This is a genomic window from Mycobacterium colombiense CECT 3035 (assembly GCF_002105755.1).
GTDB lineage: Bacteria > Actinomycetota > Actinomycetes > Mycobacteriales > Mycobacteriaceae > Mycobacterium > Mycobacterium colombiense.
Window position 1 is genome coordinate 3059472 of the sequence record NZ_CP020821.1, and the last position, 17699, is coordinate 3077170.

16 protein-coding genes and 1 pseudogene are annotated in these 17699 nt (G+C 69.0%); 5 read left to right on the forward strand and 12 right to left on the reverse strand.

Annotated features, from left to right (window positions below):
• Positions 1–11: 11 nt before the first annotated feature.
• Positions 12–1262, forward strand: a complete 1251-nt coding sequence (locus tag B9D87_RS13955; protein WP_007776873.1) for an aminodeoxychorismate synthase component I — start codon at positions 12–14, stop codon at positions 1260–1262.
• Between the two features lie 10 nt (positions 1263–1272).
• Here the strand turns inward: B9D87_RS13955 and rsmI are convergent, their stop codons facing one another.
• Entirely contained in the window at positions 1273–2109 is an 837-nt protein-coding gene (gene rsmI, locus B9D87_RS13960; protein ID WP_007776876.1) for a 16S rRNA (cytidine(1402)-2'-O)-methyltransferase, read from the reverse strand.
• Between the two features lie 82 nt (positions 2110–2191).
• On the opposite strand from rsmI, the gene B9D87_RS13965 reads away from it, so the two are divergent.
• A complete protein-coding gene (locus B9D87_RS13965) occupies positions 2192–3730 on the forward strand; it encodes a dolichyl-phosphate-mannose--protein mannosyltransferase (protein ID WP_007776878.1) in 1539 nt (512 codons plus the stop codon).
• 4 nt (positions 3731–3734) lie between these two features.
• Here the strand turns inward: B9D87_RS13965 and arcA are convergent, their stop codons facing one another.
• Complete coding sequence (gene arcA / locus B9D87_RS13970; RefSeq protein WP_007776880.1) at positions 3735–4949, reverse strand: arginine deiminase; 1215 nt, start codon at positions 4947–4949, stop codon at positions 3735–3737.
• A 93-nt stretch (positions 4950–5042) separates the two neighbouring features.
• Between arcA and B9D87_RS13975 the strand changes: the two genes are divergently transcribed.
• Complete coding sequence (locus B9D87_RS13975; protein WP_193787403.1) at positions 5043–5639, forward strand: alpha-ketoglutarate-dependent dioxygenase AlkB; 597 nt, start codon at positions 5043–5045, stop codon at positions 5637–5639.
• 40 nt (positions 5640–5679) lie between these two features.
• Here B9D87_RS13975 and B9D87_RS13980 read toward each other — a convergent pair whose 3' ends face one another.
• From B9D87_RS13980 to B9D87_RS14015, 8 genes and pseudogenes are all read right to left on the reverse strand, one after another.
• Positions 5680–6330 (reverse strand): DUF5642 family protein, encoded by a 651-nt coding sequence (locus B9D87_RS13980; protein ID WP_007776887.1) that lies wholly within the window; start codon positions 6328–6330, stop codon positions 5680–5682.
• 27 nt (positions 6331–6357) lie between these two features.
• Complete coding sequence (locus B9D87_RS13985) at positions 6358–7047, reverse strand: DUF5642 family protein (protein WP_007776890.1); 690 nt, start codon at positions 7045–7047, stop codon at positions 6358–6360.
• A 187-nt stretch (positions 7048–7234) separates the two neighbouring features.
• Entirely contained in the window at positions 7235–8179 is a 945-nt protein-coding gene (pat, locus tag B9D87_RS13990; protein ID WP_085977901.1) for an acetyltransferase Pat, read from the reverse strand.
• A gap of 292 nt (positions 8180–8471) precedes the next feature.
• On the reverse strand, positions 8472–9026 hold the full coding sequence (locus B9D87_RS13995; RefSeq protein ID WP_007776894.1) for an HAD family hydrolase: 555 nt from the start codon (positions 9024–9026) through the stop codon (positions 8472–8474).
• A gap of 7 nt (positions 9027–9033) precedes the next feature.
• Positions 9034–9650, reverse strand: a pseudogene (locus tag B9D87_RS14000) (D-sedoheptulose-7-phosphate isomerase).
• Positions 9638–10654, reverse strand: coding sequence for a GHMP family kinase ATP-binding protein (locus tag B9D87_RS14005; RefSeq protein ID WP_007776900.1), 1017 nt, complete (start codon positions 10652–10654; stop codon positions 9638–9640). The pseudogene B9D87_RS14000 and the gene B9D87_RS14005 overlap by 13 nt, the downstream one beginning before the upstream one ends.
• Positions 10655–10776: 122 nt before the next feature.
• Entirely contained in the window at positions 10777–11910 is a 1134-nt protein-coding gene (locus B9D87_RS14010; RefSeq protein ID WP_007776902.1) for a M42 family metallopeptidase, read from the reverse strand.
• A 78-nt stretch (positions 11911–11988) separates the two neighbouring features.
• Positions 11989–13191 (reverse strand): aromatic ring-hydroxylating oxygenase subunit alpha, encoded by a 1203-nt coding sequence (locus B9D87_RS14015; RefSeq protein ID WP_007776905.1) that lies wholly within the window; start codon positions 13189–13191, stop codon positions 11989–11991.
• A 58-nt stretch (positions 13192–13249) separates the two neighbouring features.
• Between B9D87_RS14015 and B9D87_RS14020 the strand changes: the two genes are divergently transcribed.
• Entirely contained in the window at positions 13250–13858 is a 609-nt protein-coding gene (locus B9D87_RS14020; RefSeq protein WP_040632067.1) for a TetR/AcrR family transcriptional regulator, read from the forward strand.
• A gap of 245 nt (positions 13859–14103) precedes the next feature.
• Complete coding sequence (locus B9D87_RS14025; RefSeq protein ID WP_007776911.1) at positions 14104–15078, forward strand: cation diffusion facilitator family transporter; 975 nt, start codon at positions 14104–14106, stop codon at positions 15076–15078.
• Positions 15079–15101: 23 nt separating this feature from the next.
• Here the strand turns inward: B9D87_RS14025 and B9D87_RS14030 are convergent, their stop codons facing one another.
• Positions 15102–16895 (reverse strand): CocE/NonD family hydrolase, encoded by a 1794-nt coding sequence (locus tag B9D87_RS14030; RefSeq protein ID WP_040632072.1) that lies wholly within the window; start codon positions 16893–16895, stop codon positions 15102–15104.
• A gap of 227 nt (positions 16896–17122) precedes the next feature.
• On the reverse strand, positions 17123–17629 hold the full coding sequence (locus B9D87_RS14035) for a hypothetical protein (protein ID WP_007776914.1): 507 nt from the start codon (positions 17627–17629) through the stop codon (positions 17123–17125).
• Positions 17630–17699: the final 70 nt, after the last annotated feature.

Genomic DNA, 17699 nt, shown 5'->3' on the forward strand with positions numbered 1-17699 from the left:
AAGCTAGGGCTGTGCGAATCGAGCCGCTCGGCGATCTTGGCGCCGCACCCCGGGTGCTGGGCGCTGTGGGTGACGCCACCCGCCGGCTCGGGCTGCCGCCGCCGGCCGCGCTCACCGGCGAGTGGTTCGGCGCCCTGGCGGTGATCGCGCCGAGCCTGTCGGTGCGCCCGGTGCACGCCGACGACGTGTTCGCGGTCGAGGCACCGCGGACGCCGGAGCCCCACGCGGTGGGCGGCGGCTGGATCGGTTACCTGTCCTACCCCGACCCCGGCGCCGGGGCGCCGCCCAACCGGATCCCCGAGGCCGCCGGCGGCTGGACCGACTGCGTCCTGCGCCGCGACCGCGACGGGCACTGGTGGTACGAGAGCCTGTCCGGCGCCCCGATGCCGGGGTGGCTCGCCACCGCGCTGGCCGCACCGCCGGCCGCGCCGCGCGAATGCCACATCGATTGGGGCGTCGCCGACCGGGCGGCGCATCGCGAGGGTGTGCTGGCCTGCCTGGAAGCGATCCGCGCCGGCGAGGTCTACCAGGCCTGCGTGTGCACGCAGTTCACCGGGACGGTCAGCGGCGCACCGCTCGACTTCTTCGTCGACGGCGTCGCGCGCACCTCCCCGGCCCGGGCGGCCTACGTCGCCGGAACCTGGGGTGCGGTGGCGTCGCTGTCGCCCGAGCTCTACCTGCGACGGCGCGGCACGGTCGTCACGTCCAGCCCGATCAAGGGCACGTTGCCGCTCGACGCCTGGCCGGCGGCGCTGCGGGCGTCGGCCAAAGACGTCGCCGAGAACATCATGATCGTCGACCTGGTCCGCAACGACCTCGGCCGGGTGGCGATCACCGGCACGGTGACCGTGCCCGAATTGCTGGTGGTGCGCCGCGCCCCGGGCGTGTGGCACCTGGTGTCCACGGTGTCCGCGAAGGTCCCCACCGACCTTCCGACGTCGGCGCTGCTGGACGCCACCTTCCCGCCGGCCTCGGTCACCGGGACACCCAAACACCGTGCCCGCCAACTGCTCTCGCAGTGGGAACCCAACAGTCGTGGAATATATTGCGGCACCATCGGATTGGCCTCCCCCGTGGCCGGCTGTGAGCTGAACGTCGCGATCCGCACCGTCGAATTCGACGCCGCGGGCGCCGCGGTGCTGGGCGTCGGCGGCGGCATCACCGCGGATTCCGACCCGGACGCCGAGTGGGCGGAATGCCTGCACAAGGCATCCCCGATCGTCGGGCTGCCGTCCATCGCCGCCGCGCCCCGGGCCGGCTGAGCGACGGGCCTCAGCCGCGTCGGGACTGCAGCACCGCCTCGTAGAGCTGGCGCGAGCGCACCCCCGGGTGGGCGGCGGCCACCTGCCCGCAGGCGTCCTTGCTGCGGGCGCCGGCCGCGACCAGCTCCTCGACCTCGGCGACCAGCGACGGCAGGTCGGCGCTCGGGGTGGCGCCGGCCAGCACCACGGTGATCTCACCGAGCACACCGTCGGCCGCCCAATCCGCCAGCTCGTCGAGCGACCCGCGCACCACCTCCTCGTGCACCTTGGTCAGCTCCCGGCAGACGGCCGCCCGGCGGGTGCCGCCGAGCCGCTCGACGGCGTCCTGCAGGCAGGCGGACAACCGGCGCGGCGATTCGAAGAACACGCAGGTTCGCCGCTCGTCGGCCAGCGAATCCAGCCAGGTCCGCCGCGCCGCCTTCTTGCGCGGCGCGAATCCCTCGAAGCAGAACCTCTCGGCCGGCAGGCCGGACAGGGCCAGCGCGGTCGTCACCGCCGAGGGCCCCGGCAGGCATCCCACCGGCAGGCCGGCCTCCACGCAGGCCGTCACCAGCCGATAGCCGGGATCGCTGATCAGCGGCATGCCGGCGTCGCTGACCACCAGCACCGTCGCGCCCGCGCGGATCGCCTCGATCACCGACTCCACCCGGGCGTTCTCGACCTGGTCGAACACGCTGATCACCCGACCGGTGATGCGCACCTCGAGGGCTTTGGCCAGGGTGCGCACCCGGCGGGTGTCCTCGGCGGCCACCACATCGGCTCGGGCCAGGGCGTCCAGCAGGCGGGGGGAGGCATCCGACGGCTGGCCCAGAGGGGTCGCGCCCAGCAACAGGCGGCCGGTGGTCATGACCGACAGCCTACGATCGACACCGATGACTGCCCCGCCCCGCGAATCCCCCTTGAGCACGGAGGGTGCCGACCAGGAGCGCGTGGTGCCCGTCGTCAGCCCGGGGCCGCTGGTGCCGGTGGCCGATTTCGGCCCGACCGATCAGGTCCGCGGCTGGGTGGTGACCGGGGTGATCGCGCTCGTGGCGGCGGTGACCCGGTTCCTGAACCTGGGCTCACCCACCGACGGCGGCACCCCGGTCTTCGACGAGAAGCACTACGCGCCGCAGGCCTGGCAGGTGCTGCACAACCACGGCGTGGAAGACAACCCCGGGTTCGGCCTGGTGGTCCACCCACCGGTCGGCAAGCAGCTGATCGCCCTCGGCGAGGCGATCTTCGGCTACAGCGGCATCGGCTGGCGGTTTACCGGCGCGCTGCTCGGCGTGGTGATGGTGGCGCTGGTGATGCGGATCGTCCGGCGGATCAGCCGCTCGACGCTGGTCGGCGCGATCGCCGGGGTGCTGGTGATCTGCGACGGCGTCAGCTTCGTCGCGTCACGGACCGCGTTGCTCGACGGGATACTCACCTTCTTCGTGGTCGCGGCGTTCGGTGCGCTGATCGTCGACCGCGACCAGGTTCGCCAACGGATGCACATCGCGCTGGCCGACGGCCGCGCCGCCGACACCGTGTGGGGCCCGCGGCTGGGCGTGCGGTGGTGGCGTTTCGGCGCCGGGATCCTGCTCGGGTTGGCTTGCGGCACAAAGTGGTCCGGCCTGTACTTCGTGCTGTTCTTCGGGGCCATGTCGCTGGCGTTCGACGTGGCCGCGCGCCGCCAGTACCAGGTCACCCGGCCCTGGCTGGGAACGTTGCGGCGCGACCTCGCCCCGACCGTGTATGCGCTGGCCGTCATGCCGGTGCTGGTCTATCTGGCCAGCTACGCACCGTGGTTCGCCTCCGAGACCGCCATCGACCGGCACGAGGTGGGGCAGACCATCGGCCCGCATTCGCTGGTGCCGCTGCCCGACGCGATCCGATCGCTGTGGCACTACACCGCCAAGGCGTTCCAATTCCACGCCGGCTTAACGAATTCCGCCGGCAACTACCACCCGTGGGAATCGAAACCGTGGAGCTGGCCGATGTCGCTGCGGCCGGTGTTGTACGCCATCGACGAACAGAACGTCCCCGGGTGCGGCGCCCAATCGTGTGTCAAGGCCGAGATGCTGGTGGGCACCCCGGCGATGTGGTGGCTGGCCGTGCCGGTCCTGGTTTTCGCGTTGTGGCGCATGCTGGTACGCCGCGACTGGCGTTATGCCGCGGTGCTGGTGGGCTACTGCGCCGGCTGGCTGCCCTGGTTCGCGGACATCGATCGGCAGATGTACTTCTTCTACGCGGCGACCATGGCGCCGTTCCTGGTGATGGCCATCGCGCTGATTTGCGGCGACATCCTGTACACCCCGGGCGCGCCGCCCCGACGGCTGCGGCTGCAGGCGAATTCGGAGCGGCGCACGCTGAGCCTGATCGCGGTGTCCTGTTACGTGGCCCTGGTGGTGACCAACTTCGCGTGGCTGTTCCCGGTGCTGACCGGCCTGCCGATTTCGCAGCAGACGTGGAACATGGAGATCTGGTTGCCCAGCTGGCGCTAGCTTGCTACGCCAGCAGGTCGCGGGCGACGGGGCAGGACATGCACCGGGGCCCGCCGCGGCCGGTGCCCAGTTCGGATCCGGCGATGGTGAGCACCTCGATGCCGGCGTCCTGCAGGCGCATGTTGGTCTGCACGTTGCGCTCATAGGCGACCACCACCCCGGGGGCGAGCGCCAGGGTGTTGTTGCCGTCGTCCCACTGCTCGCGCTCGGCGACGACGGGATCGAGCCCGGTATCGATGACCCGCAGCTTGTCGATCTCCATCGCCTTGGCAGCCGCCTCCAAAAACGGGGCCTCGTCGCTGATCGCGACTCCGTCCGGGGTGCGCGCAATGGTGAACGCCGACAAGGAATCGACGATGTTGGCGTACATCACCACCGTGTCGGTGTCGACCATCGTGCACACCGTGTCCAGGTGCATCTGGGCGCGCCGCTGGGCGATCGGCACCGCGAGCACCGTGTCCGCCAAGTCGTCGTCAAACAGGCTGCGGGCCAACGCTTCCGCGCCGGCCGGCGTGGTCCGCTCCCCCACCCCGACGGCGACCACCCCGGGCGCCAGCAGCAGCACGTCACCGCCCTCGACGGGCGCGGTCCGCGACTCGTAGGCACGCCGCACGCCGGTGAACCGCGGGTGGTGGGCGTAGATGAGATCGGTCAGCGACGCCTCGCGGATGCGGGCACGCAACGCCAGCGTCGGAATCACCACCCGCTGGCCGATCCAGATGGACGAGTCGCGGGTGAAGACGAGGTTCGGCAGCGGATCGATGACGAAATCGCCGCCGTGGTGCATGCGTAGCACCAGCGACACATCGGTCCGGGTATCGGAGGGCAACTCGTTGAACGTCATGCCCGCCATCAGCACCTGGGCCAGCCGCGACGGCTCCAGCCCACGCAGGTAGCCCGAAAGTTCTTGCGCCAACGGCACTCCCAGCCGTCGTGCGTCGACGGCGGCGGCGACGCCCTGCATCCGCGCGGCCCCGCTGTGCGTCAGCGCCTCGGTGAGCAGGTCCGACAACAGCAGCACCTCGATGCCGCGGGACCGCAGCAGGGCGGAGAACTGGTCGTGCTCGTCCTGCGCGCGGGCGACCCACGGCAGGCCGTCGAACAGCAACTGGTCGACGTTGCGCGGGTTGAGGCGGAGCAGCTCGGCCCCGGGCCGGTGCAGGATGACCACGCGCAGCGCGGCGACCTCGGAATTGGTGCCCAGCTCGACAACACCCACAGCTCAACCGTAGCGGCGCCGGGCCGCGCGGTCCCGCCACACGCCCGTCGCGCGCCCCACGCGATCGAACGGATGTGCGATAAACTCGCGTCCGTGGAGATCGCGGTTCAAGGCTCCCTGTTCCAGCACACCGAGCGCAGGCAGCTCGGTGACGGCGCGTTCATCGAGATCCGCGCCGGCTGGCTCACCGACGCCGATGACCTGCTGGACGCCCTGCTGTCGACGGTGCCCTGGCGCGAGGAGCGCCGACAGATGTACGACCGGGTCGTCGACGTGCCGCGGCTGGTGAGCTTTCACGACCTCACGGTGGACGACCCGCCGCACCCGGAGCTGGCCCGGCTCCGGCGCCGGCTCAACGACATCTACGCCGGCGAGCTCGGTGAGCCGTTCACCACGGTCGGGTTGTGTTGCTATCGCGACGGCTCGGATAGCGTGGCCTGGCACGGCGACACCATCGGCCGCAGCAGTTCCGAGGACACCATGGTGGCGATCGTCAGCCTGGGCGCCACCCGCTCGTTCGCGATGCGCCGCCGCGGCGGCGGACCGTCGCTGCGGCTGCCGCAGGCGCACGGCGACCTGCTGGTGATGGGCGGCTCGTGCCAACGCACCTGGGAACATGCGGTGCCCAAGACGACGGCATCCGTCGGCCCCCGGGTCAGCATCCAGTTCCGCCCCCGCGGCGTGCGTTAGGCGGGCCGATGCCATCAAGCCCAGCGGCGGTCGCCGAGCCTCAGGTGCGCACCGCCGACACGGCCTTGACGAGCAGGTCGCGCGCCCGCTGGGTGTCAATCGCCGCGACGGGCTGGTTGGGCAGCACCAACGGGTTGGCGATCACGATCACCTGGTAGTCGCCGAATGCGGCCGAATAGTCGTACAGCTCACCGGTCCGCGGACCGCCCGGTGTCAGGGCCTGCATGACGCGGTGCACGCCCAGCGTGCGGGTGCTCTCGATCTGCGGCACGTCGACCACCTGAACACCACCCCGCATCTGCGGCCCGGTGAACGTCACCTTGTTGCAGTCCTTGCCGGGGTCGTTGAACGGCAACGCTTTTGAGGTCTCCAGCGCGATCACCACGAACCGGTTGCCGCGACCCTCGGCGGTGACCGCGGACATGTTGCCCTTCAGGTCCGCCGGCATGTCCGGTCCGGCCGCCACTTTCGCGCAGTTCGCCGGGTCGAAGGTCAACCCGTCGGGCAGTTTGCGGCCCGCCAGCAGCTTGGGGTCGATTCCCCGTTCGCTGATGTCGCTGACCTTGAACTCGGGTCCGAAGCTGGACTTCACATCGACGACTTTGTCGATGTCGACCTTTGCCGAGTGAGTGGCCGAAGAGCAGCCGGCCAGGACGCAGACGGCCACGACCGCGAGCAACATCTTGGACATCGTGGCCAATCTACCCAAGCGGCTGGCTCAGCCGCGCAACGTGGACACCGTTTTGGCGAGCAGATCCGCGGCGAATTGCGGCGGCAGCACCGGAAGCGCCGAACCCGGATCGGTGGTCAGCGTGGTGAATGCGTAGTAGTCGCCCAGGTAAGCGGTGAATGTGTAAGTGCGCGAATCTATTTCGGTACCCGATTCGACGGAGGACTTCACGTCGGCCACCATGCCGACGGTGTCGACACCCTCGACGTGCGGCGCGTCGGTGAGGTGGACGTGCACGACGGTGCGCCCGGCGGTCTCCGACCACTGCGAACAGGAGGCCACCAGGTCGTCCGGGAAATCCACCGGCTCAGGCAAAGCCACCACCACCGCATCGACGATGCCGCCGCTCCCCGACCCCGACACGCCCTGCGCCGACTGGTCGCGCCCGTTGCCGGGGTCGGCCAGGGCCCCGCATTTGGCGGGCCTGGCCTGCAGGTCGTCCCCCAGGCTCCAGATCACCCTAGGTGAGGCCGCGCTGGGAATCCCGGTGGTCACCTCGTAACCGGGCGGCAGGTCGCGAACGACCCGTTTGATGTTGGCGGGGTTGACGGCAACGGCGCGCGCCGGAGCGGATTTCGTGGTTTTGGCCGATGGTGCGTGTGCGGGCGAGTGACCGCACGCGGCGATGACCACCGTGAGCACGGCGGCCAGCGACGGGCCAATCCGGAACGGCCGCATGAGGAGTTGATAACACATCATGCGGGCATATCTGCGGAACCGCAGCCCGCACACGAGCACCGGCCGGGAAAGGCACAGGCGATTCCCCAACGTGCTAGCGCATGCGCCAGCGGATTTTGCCGTCGCCTGATGGTGCGGAGACCGGCCGTCTCCCTTGGAAGCGTCCGTGAAGAAGGCCGGCCCCGTCTCAGCCGACCGCCGCGATCACCTGCCGGGCCACCCGCTTGATCTGCTCGGCCTCCTCGCGTCTCAGGTGGCGCGGCTTGGGCACGTCGATCACGGTGGTGATCACGCCGATGTCTTCGCGCTGCCAGACGGCGCCGTAGCGGTCCATGATCGCGCGCATCGGCCCGTTGTCGGAAAGCATTCGGGCGGAGAACCTTTCGACGCCGTCCACCTCGGCGGCGATGGACAGCGCGCCGATCAGGAAGGTACCGATGCCGCGGCCCTGATAGGCGTCGGCGACGGTGAAGGCGATCTCGGCGACCGTCGGGTCGTTCGCGTCGCGCACGAAGCGCGCGTCGGCCACCGGGTCGCTGCCGTCGGTGACCACCCACACGAAGTGATCGACGTAGTCGACCTCCGACAGGTAGTGCATCAGCGCCGGGGTGGGCAGCCGCGGGGTCATGAAGCGGCGATACAAGGTGTCGCTGGAGAAGTAGACGTGTCCGTGCACGGTGCGCTCGCTGTCGCCGGGCAGCACCGGGCGCAACAACAGCAGCGTGCCGTCACGCACCCGGATCGGGATCGGCGTGATGAACGCGGCGAGGCGCTGGCGCACGGTGCGCAGCAGCCGCGGCGTGATGTCGGGGATGGTCACCAAGCTGGCGAAGGCCCTGGTGTCACCGATCCAACCGGTCAGCGGTTCGGCGGTGGTCACCGTCGCGGTCCGCGGAATGTCACGCAGCAGGGCGATCTCGCCGACGATCATGCCCGGAAACGCATGCTCGACGATCGCCACGCCGTCGTCACCCACGTGGGTGATCTCGGCGGTGCCCGAGGAGATCAGCAGGAACGAGACGGCCTGCTCGCCCTGCCGCATCAGCACCTTGCCGGCCGCGGCGCGCAGTGGCTGCAGGCGGCCGGCCAGCGGGGCGAGGTCTTCGGCGGGACATCCCTTGAAGATGTCCATCGTGGCCAGCTCGTCCACCCGCGCGCCGGTCAGTCCGGCCACCGCTATAGACCGCCGCCCGCAGCATCGCGACACCGATCTGCGCGTCGCGGTGATGCCATGACCTGCCCGCCTGCTTGTCGTCGTCTACCGCGCCGGCCCGAACACCCCGGATGCGGTCGGATGTTGCCAGGTTATGAGCAGGGTTGCGGCTGGGGCAAGGATGGACTAGGTCACGCCGGTTCGACCAGCGTCAGGAGCCGCACAGCGGCACTCGTCGCCACCTGGGCGCCGAGGGTCACAGGGCGCCGGGCTAGTGCACCGCCTGCGCGTTCAGAATCAAGTCGGCGGCCGCGGCAAGGTCGTCGACGACGAAGTCGACGTCGCCGCAGGCCCGGCCACCCGGGCGGAGCAGGATTGTCGCCGCCCCCGCCGCCCGGCCCGCCATCATGTCGATGTCGCTGTCGCCGACCATCACCGACTCGGCCAGGCCGAAGCCGTGCTCGCGCGCGGCGCGCACCAGCATGCCGGCCAGCGGCTTGCGACACTCGCAGCTGTCCGCCGCGTGCGGGCAGTGATAGGCGGCATCGAGCCGCGCGCCTTTGCAGGCCAGCAGTTCACCCAGGCGCCGCTGGATCAACGCGAAATGCGCTGGGTCGGCGCCCTTTTCCGATAGCCAGCGCTGGTTGGTCACCAGCACGGTCCGCAGGCCCGCGGCGTTCAGTGTGGCCAGCGCGGCGGCGGCGCCGGGCAACAGCACCAGCTCGTCGGGTGTTCGGATGTATTCGCCCTCGGCGGCCTTGACGTTGATCGTGCCGTCCCGGTCCAGGAACACGGCGCGCACGGTGCGCAGGTCGGGGGCGGCCATCGTCGATTCAGGACGGCCTGGAAAACAATGCCGCTTCGACCATTTCGCAGATGGAGTGGCCCAGGTGCAGGCATGCCTCCTGGATCCGTCCGGTGTCGTGGCTGGGCACCCGGATGCAGATGTCGGCGACGCCGGCCACCTTGCCGCCGTGCGCGCCGGTGAGCGTCACGGTCGTCATCCCCGCCTGGCCGGCCGCCTCGAGCGCGCGGACGACGTTGGGAGAGTTGCCCGATGTGGTCAGCCCCACCACCACGTCGCCGGGCGCCCCGCGGCGAGGACCAGACGGGCGAACACCTCGTCGTAGGAGTAGTCGTTGCCGATCGCCGTGATCGCCGCGGTGGCGTCGGGAAGGCTGATCGCCGCCAGGCCGGGGCGGTCAAAAGCGAAGCGGCCCATCAGCTCGGCCGCCAGGTGGCCGGCGTCTTGCGCGGAGCCGCCGTTGCCGAAGAAGATCACCTTGCCGCCGGCGCGCAGCGAGCCGATGATCACGCGGGCCACCTCGACGGCCTGCGCGGCGAAATCACCCTGCTGCATTTGTTGCTTGACCGCGATGGTCTCGGCAAGCCGCTGCTGCACCAGCTCCACGCTCGGTGCCACGACATCGGACTCGGTTAGGCCTGCCATGTCGTCAATCCCTTGCTCTCGAACGCGAATTCGGTGATCGTGGCGCCGGCGCCCTCGAGGGCTTCGATGAGTCGGTGCTTTTTGGCGAAGTCACAGAACAACAGGATGTATCCCCCACCACCGGCCCCGGTGAGCTTGCCGCCCAGCGCCCCGTTCTTCCTGGCGAGCTCGTACAGGTCGTCGATGCGCTCGTTGGTGATGTAGGGCGACATGCGCTTCTTCTGATTCCACGCCTCGCCGAGCAGCGCGCCGAAGTCGTTCAGCTTGCCCGTCAGCAGCGCCGCCTTCATCGCGACCGCCAGATCTTTCTGGGCCCGCAGGCCCGCCAGGGTGTCGTCGGAACCCGTTGTGGCGCGCCGGGTTTGGTCCTCGATCACGCGCGCGGAGTCGCGGGTGATGCCGGTATAACACAGCAGCAGGCTGAGCTCGAGTTCGAAGGCCGTCTCGTCGCGGATCCGCAGGGGATTGACGATCACCCGGTCGCTGAACTCGATGAAGTTGAATCCGCCGAACGTCGCGGCGTACATGTCCTGCAGGCCGCCCGCGATGCCCAGGTCGTCGCGTTCGATGGCGCACGCCAGCTGGGCGGTCTCGTACTCGCCCATCGGCACCCGGTAGTGCTCGGCGAGCAGGCCGGTGAGCGCGACCATCATCGTCGACGACGAGCCCAGCCCCGAGCCGGGTGGGGCGCTGGATCGCAGCACCAGGTCGTAGCCGTCCGTGCCGTCGCGCCCGAACCTGCGCACCGCGGCCTTGATCAGGTCGAGGCTGCCGTCGTAAAGGATTTCGCTGTCCAGCGTCATCTCGTGCGTGGTCTTGAAATCCACCGACTCGATGCTGACCCGGCGATCGGTGCGCGGCGCGAGCGATCCCTGGGCGTAGCGGTCGATGGTGGCCGACAGGACGCAGCCGCCTTCGGTCGTCGGGAACGGCGGGACGTCGGTGCCGCCTCCGGCGAACGAGATCCGCAGCGGCGCTCGTGCGCGAATTCGTGGGCGCGTCACGGGGATTCGCTGTGTTCCGGTAGCGAATCTGGAGAGACCACACGCGCCACGTGCTAATCCCATCGTTCGGCGTCCTGAAGCGCCGCCAGCCTAACAGGCTGACCAGCGCTGTCGCCGGGTTTTCAGGCGATCCTTTGACTCGGCTGCAGCACGAAATCGGCCACGATCGTGGCCATGTCGTCGAGTGCGCGGCGAGCGATGACCTCGTAGCCGTGGGTGCTCAGGGTGGGCAGGCACAGCAGGCCGGCGCGGGCGGTCAGCCCGTACGCCTTGGCGTGCGAGGCGTCGGATTCGAAGGCGCCCAGCGCGGCCGGCTGCGGCGACAGCTCGCGGTCGGTCGCGATTTTCAGCAGCCGGTCGGCGACTTCCTTGTCGTAGACGCAGAGCGCGTCGCTGTAACCGATGATCGGACCGCCGGTGACGCTGGTGTTGTATTCGCGTTCGGTGGGGCCGACCTCGAGGGCCAGGGTGAGGTCGCCGGGCAGGTGAGAGCTGGCATAGCTGCCGCCGACGCCGCCGATCTCTTCGTTCGTGGTGAACACCAGGTACACGTCGTCGGCGGGCCGCTGCCCGCGCTCGTGCAGCAGGCGCGCGGCCCGCAGCAGAGCGGTCACCGCGGCACGGTCGTCGAGGAAGTAAGCGCCAACGTAGTCGCCGATCTCGACCAAATCCCTCTTGCTGCGCTCCACACACACCCGGGTGCCCGCGTGCACTCCCGCCGCGCTCAGCTCCTCGGTGCTGCGTCCGGTGAAGACGTAGACGTGCTGCCAGTCCAGCGCACGGTCACCCTGATCGGGCTTGGTCTCCCAGATCCGCGGGCTCTCCTTGGTGGTGTGCTCGGAGCCGAGAGTCAGTACCGCGGTGAGGGTTTCGTTGTCACCGAGCACAGCGACCGGGCCCAGGCCGAAGTTGCCCGGATACATTGTCCCGAGCTGCGTCAGATGCAGTGTGCCATCGGATTCCACGCGCTTGACGACCATGGATATCTCGTCCATGTGCGCCATCACCCGGGTTGCGGTACCGGGGTCGGACGTCGTCCGGTGGCGATGATCGTGCGTGCCGGCATCGGCGGCCGAGGGATCGGCGGCGAAGTAGCCGATCAGGTTGCCGGCGTCGTCGGTCCACATGTCGTCGGCCAGGGGCTGCAGTTCGCGGGCGATGACCGCGCGGACCGCGTCCTCCTGGCCGGGCGGCCCGTAGGTCCCAACTAGTTCTTGCAGCAACTCGTCGGTGGAGTCGCGGTCGGGGTGCGCCATGAGATCCTCTCCGTCGGTGGGTTCAGAGGATCAGTACCCGCGATAGCCTGCGCCTATCGCAACGGTATGAAAACGTCGTCAAGCCAGCGCGACGCCCAGTTCTTGCGCGAACACCTTGATCATGTGCTGGACGGCGATTTCGTTGCGTCCGATGATCATGTGGTCGTGCTGGCCGTGCCGGACGCCCTCGCCGCACTGGGGCAGCATCGCGAAGTCCTCGTCGCGCACGGCGGCGTGCACCCCGTCGAAGACCGTGTCGTAGGCCGTTCTCATCTCGTCGTTGGTGGCCGGGATGCGGCCCATCCAGCTGTGCCGGACCGTGCAGCGGGTCGGTTCACCGGCGGGCAGCATGTCGATGATCTCCACACCGACCGGGCTGTTGGCCAGGATGAGGTTCGGATACACCCAATAGATCACGCCCATGTTCGTCGAGGGGTCGAGCGACGCGGAGGGGTCGGTGTCCGCGTCGGTGATCCAGGTGAACGGGAACCCGATGCGGTGGTGCTTGCCGAATTCGTCGTAGACCATCGTGTTGGCCAGGGTGTTCTGCCCGATGAGGCTCTCACCGTGCACGTAGGGGAAGTGGTAACCCTCGGCGAACGCTTCCAGGGCGCCCTTCCACGACACCTCGGACGTGAATTCGCGTTGCGTGTGATAGCCGTACGATTCGTAGTTCCACAGCGCCAGCTCGGTACCGAAGTCGCCGAGGTGCGCGTCGAGGTCGATGGTCGCGTCGGCGGTCAGCACCGCCCAGATGAAGCCGTGCCGCTCCTCGGAGGGCAGCTCCACCAGGCCGTACGCCTTGAAGTCCATCGAATCGAAGCCCGCCCTGCCGGGGACGCTGAACAGTTCGCCGGTGTTGCGGTAGGTCCAGGCGTGATACGGGCAGACGAACCGTGAGGCGTTGCCCGAGCCGCAGGCCGGCATCGCCCCGCGGTGCCGGCAGTAGTTGAGCAACACGTGGCTGGCGCCGGTGCGGTCGCGGGTGACCAACAGCGAATCGCCCAGCACCGAGCGCACCACGTAGTCGTTCTTGTTGGCCACCTGCGCCGACGGGACGATCGCCAGCGGCACCCGGCGCAGGATCTGCGATTCCTCGATCTCGGTGATCTTGGGGTCGCGGTAGTAGTGCAGCGGCACCCGCAGTTCGCGTTCGGCCAGGTCGGTCGTCTTGTCCCGGGCGTGACGCAGGCCCCGCCGCGTCAACGCCTCGTCGGTGCCGCTCACCGGCTTGTCGATCGTCGTCACCCTGGTCTCCTTCGCCTCGCCGCCTCGGACCATACAATCACTATCATTTGTATTGTCAAGATGGGCGCCCGGGGTGTGCGACGATCACGCCATGCGCCGGCACGGCTGGTCGGGTGACATCCCGGCCGACGACGATGAGGCGATCGCGCGCATCCTGCGCGCGACGCGCAGCGCCATCGACGCGCGCGGAACCGTGAGCGTCTCGGAGGTCGCGTCGACGCTCGGCGTGACACGGCAGACGATCTACCGGTACTTCCCCACCCACGAGGCACTGCTTGGCGCGACGGCACTGTCCGCCGTCGACGGGTTCCTGGATCGCCTTGCGGCGCATCTTGGTTCGATCACCGACCCGACCGAGGCGGTGGTCGAGGGCATCGCCTACACCTTCGAACAACTCGCGCACGACAAATACCTCGGCCTGGTGTTCCAGCCCGGCAAGGCCAGCGCCTTCACCGCGGGCGTCACCTCCGACATGGCCATCTCGTTCGGCCGGTCGATCCTGCGGCGATTCGACGTCGATTGGGCCGCAGCGGGATTCGCCGAGCGCAGGTTCGACGAACTGGTCGAGATCATGCTGCGGACCCTGCAGTCGCTCATCGTCGACCCCGGCCGGCCGCCGCGCAGCGCCCCGCAGCTGCGACGGTTCCTGGACGACTGGATCGCGCCGTCGGTGCGCGCCCACGCCGCGGTCGAGCGCTGATCGGCAGGGGGCGGCGGCAATCATGGCCTCCGTCAACGGCTTACGGCGCGGCTAGCTCGCCGACCCAGGAAACGATTCAGCTGCCGGATGACTTCGTACGCTACTATCTACGTATGAACGCAGGTAATAGTTCTCTGGGCCCGCTCCCTGGAGACTCCACCCATGCTCACCGTGGCCATGGGCATTCGCATGACCATGACCATGACCACGGCCATCCGGCGGGCGTTCGCGGGGCCATCAAAGAAATGTTCGCGCCACACTCGCACGACGCCGCCGACAGTGTCGACAGCGCGCTGGAATCCAGTGCGGCAGGCATTCGCGCCGTCAAAATCAGTCTGCTGGTGTTGGGCGTTACGGCGATCGCGCAGGTCGTCATCGTGATCGCCTCCGGATCGATCGCGCTGGCCGCCGACACGATTCACAATTTCTCCGACGCCCTGACCGCCGTGCCCCTGTGGATCGCGTTCGCACTCGGCACCAAGGCCCCCACCCGTCGCTACACCTACGGGTTCGGCCGCATTGAGGACCTTGCCGGGTTGTTCGTCGTCGCAATGATCACGTTGTCGGCCGTCATCGCGGGTTACGAAGCCATCCAGAGACTCATCCGCCCCCAGCCCATCGATCACGTCGGCTGGGTCGCTCTCGCCGGTCTGGCCGGATTCATCGGAAACGAATGGGTGGCGTTCTATCGCATCCGAGTAGGACGGCGCATCGGCTCAGCCGCCCTGACCGCCGACGGTCTGCACGCCCGCACCGACGGGTTCACCTCGCTGGCCGTGCTGGTCGGAGCCGGCGGCGTCGCACTCGGGGTCCCGCTGGCCGACCCGATCGTCGGCCTGGTCATCACCGTGGCAATCGTGGCCGTGTTGCGCACGGCCGTGCGCGACGTGTTTCGCCGCCTCATCGACGGCGTCGACCCCCGATTCGTTGACACCGCCGAAGCCGCCTTGGCCGCCCGACCGGGGGTGCGATCGGTGCACAGCGTCCGCATGCGCTGGATCGGCCACCGCCTGCACGCCGACGCCGAACTCGACATCGACCCCGCCCTCAGCCTGGCCGACGCGCACCGCATCGCCCACGACGCCGAGCACGACCTGATTCACGCCGTCCCAAAACTCACCACCGCGATAATCCACGCGTATCCGGCCCATGACGGCAACGCCGCAGAAGAGCATTGGCGCGCAGCCGAATCCGCACACCATCCGCACGAGCACCAGTGACGCCGCAAGGTCGCCAGCGGGTTTCAGCTCACGGCGTCCGGGTCCACCAACGAGACGAGCAGGTGCGACGGCGTCGGCCCGCCCTGGTGCAGTTGGTAGCGCCCGCCGGCCAAGGCCCGGCGGGCCGGCTTGCTGGGCACCAGATGCGGAAAGTCGTAGGTGGTGATCGTCAGGCGCAGCCGGTGGCCGGCCTCGATCAGCGCGGCCGTCGGAAAGATCTCCACGTCGTAGCGGGTCAGCTCGCCCGGCACGACGGGCTGCGCGGCCGAACGGGTGCTGAGGTGTTGCGGCCGCAACACGGTGCCGTCGGGCAGGTACCAGGTGCGGTCGGGATCCAGCTTGCGGTGCGAGCCCAGCAGCGCGCCCTGGGTCAACGGGCGGCTGGCCCCGTCGGGCGCGACGGCGTCGAGGTGGGCGACCCACACGGTCTCGGTGGTGGTGGCCGTGGCGTGGAGGGTCAGCGCGATCGGCCCGGCCACCAGCTTGGCCGCGTCGAACGGCTCGGTGGTGTAGGTCAGCGCGCCTCGTTGCAGGCGCCGGTTGTCCTGGTCGTAGCGAATGGCGCGGCCGCGTTGGGAGAACATAAAGCTGTTCAGGCCCAGCGACCATTGCTCCAGGCTGCGACCGGACAGGGGTCCGCGCGGCACGTAGGTCAATGGCGCCGCGGTGGTGTGCGGCGAGGCGTCCGAACTCAGCCGGCCCGGGTCGGACAGGTAGTAGCGGGTGGGCGTCTCCTCGGCGAGCGGATAGTTGTCGGCGCGATACCACCGCGGGCCGCCGATCGCCTGGAACGTCAACGGCTTTCCCGAAATGGCCGCGGCGGCATCGTCTTTGAGCCAGTGGTCGAACCAGCGCAACTGCAGGGCCTGCAGGTGCAGCCCGCCGTGGTTCGACACGTGATACCACGGGCCCATCATCAAGCGGATCCGGTCCGACACCGGCTGACCGGGTTCCATCGGTGCGTCCTCCGGCCGGCCGGCGGCCGCGTTCTGCAGCGCCGCGTAGTTCAGTGGCGCCCCGCGCTGGAACGCGTCGTGCCATCCGCCGACGAGAAAGGTCGCGACGCCGTTGGCGGCGATTCGGGACAGCACCAACCCCGGGCTCATCGCGTCCCAGAACGCGCCGTCGTAGGCGGTTTCGCCGCCGGCGACAACCTCGGCGATCAGGGGCCGGAAGTAGCGTCGCTGGTCGCGCCCGCGCTGCCGCACCGCGGCGAGGCCACCGGAGCGCGGCCGGGCGTGGCCGCCGCGGGCGAGCAGCTCCAGCGTCGGGTTGACCACGTTGAGCAGCGTGTAGACGGACCCGTATCCGCGGACCGCGTGCAGGTGCGGCACGCCGCCCATGGTGGCGGCGTCTCGGTAGAAATCGCGCGCCGCCATCACCGGGAAGATGGCTTTGAGCGGCGAGTCGGGGCCCACCGCGGCCGCGGTGAATAGCTGGTTGATCGCCAGGTAGGACAAACCGACCATGCCGACGCGACCGTTGGCCCTGGGCAGCGTGGACGCCCACTGCACCAACTCCACGCCGTCCCGCGTCTGCCGCTCGCCGCACATCTCGAAGGAACCGCCCGAGGATCCGGTCCCGCGAACGTCGACCATCACCTCGATGTAGCCGCGCTTGATCAGATAGGGAGCCGCGCCGCCGCCGATCTGCGCGGCGGGCGGGGGCGCCTTCTTGCCGTAGGGAGTGATCGACAGCAGCACCGGGAACGGACCCGCCGCGGGCCGGCCGGTCTCGGGCACCGTGGGGTAGTGGATATCGGCGCGCAGCTCCACACCGTCGGTCATCGGCACCGCGACGTTGTGTTCCACGCCCACGCCATACAGCGCCGGGGGCGGCGTCCACTCCGGCGTGAAGGGCGACGGAATGGTCTTGCGGACACGGCGCGCGGCTTTGCGCCTGGATCGCAGGCGGGTCATCGATTTCACCATCGGCAATGCTCCCCCTGAAGCCCGCGGCGGCGTCGCCGCGAATCACTGAAGAGAATTTAGAGCACCGCGCTCAGTGGGGCTAAGGGGTGTCGAGGGCCCCAGCCCGCATGTCGTCAGACTGCCTCGTCCTCGACGTCTGCCCCGAAATGGGTGATGCTCGGACGCAGATGTCGCAGTAGCTCCTCACGGGAGAACTGCAAGCGATCAGCCTCCACCAGGAAATCAGGCTGCGCGGCTGAGGATTCGTAGACCAATCGGGTGTTGTTCGGTGTACTCCGCTCGCGCACACCCCTGCGCTTCTTCAAGCGCATCAGTTCGGGATGCATTTTCTTCCGCTGCGACGGAGCGACCAGCCCACCACGATTGACGACCCTCATGCCGAGTTGGTCGGCGACCTCACAAACCTGAGAAGTCTTCAACCGGTAGCGGAAGGCGATTTGCGAGATCGTGTACCACCCCCGTGGCATCCGCCAGACCCAGCCGGCGACGGTGATCACCGTCAACACGATCGCGAGGGTCGCTTCAGCGCGGAACAGTTTTCCGGAGAACACGATTGCCGCGATCACGACTAGCGGCATGACGACGAGAGCTGAGACGAAGACAATGTGATGCGGGCTCACGCCGCCTCCTTGCGTTCCATCGCGAGCATGTCCAACGGTCTCAGAACCGACCTGCGGTGAAACCGCGACA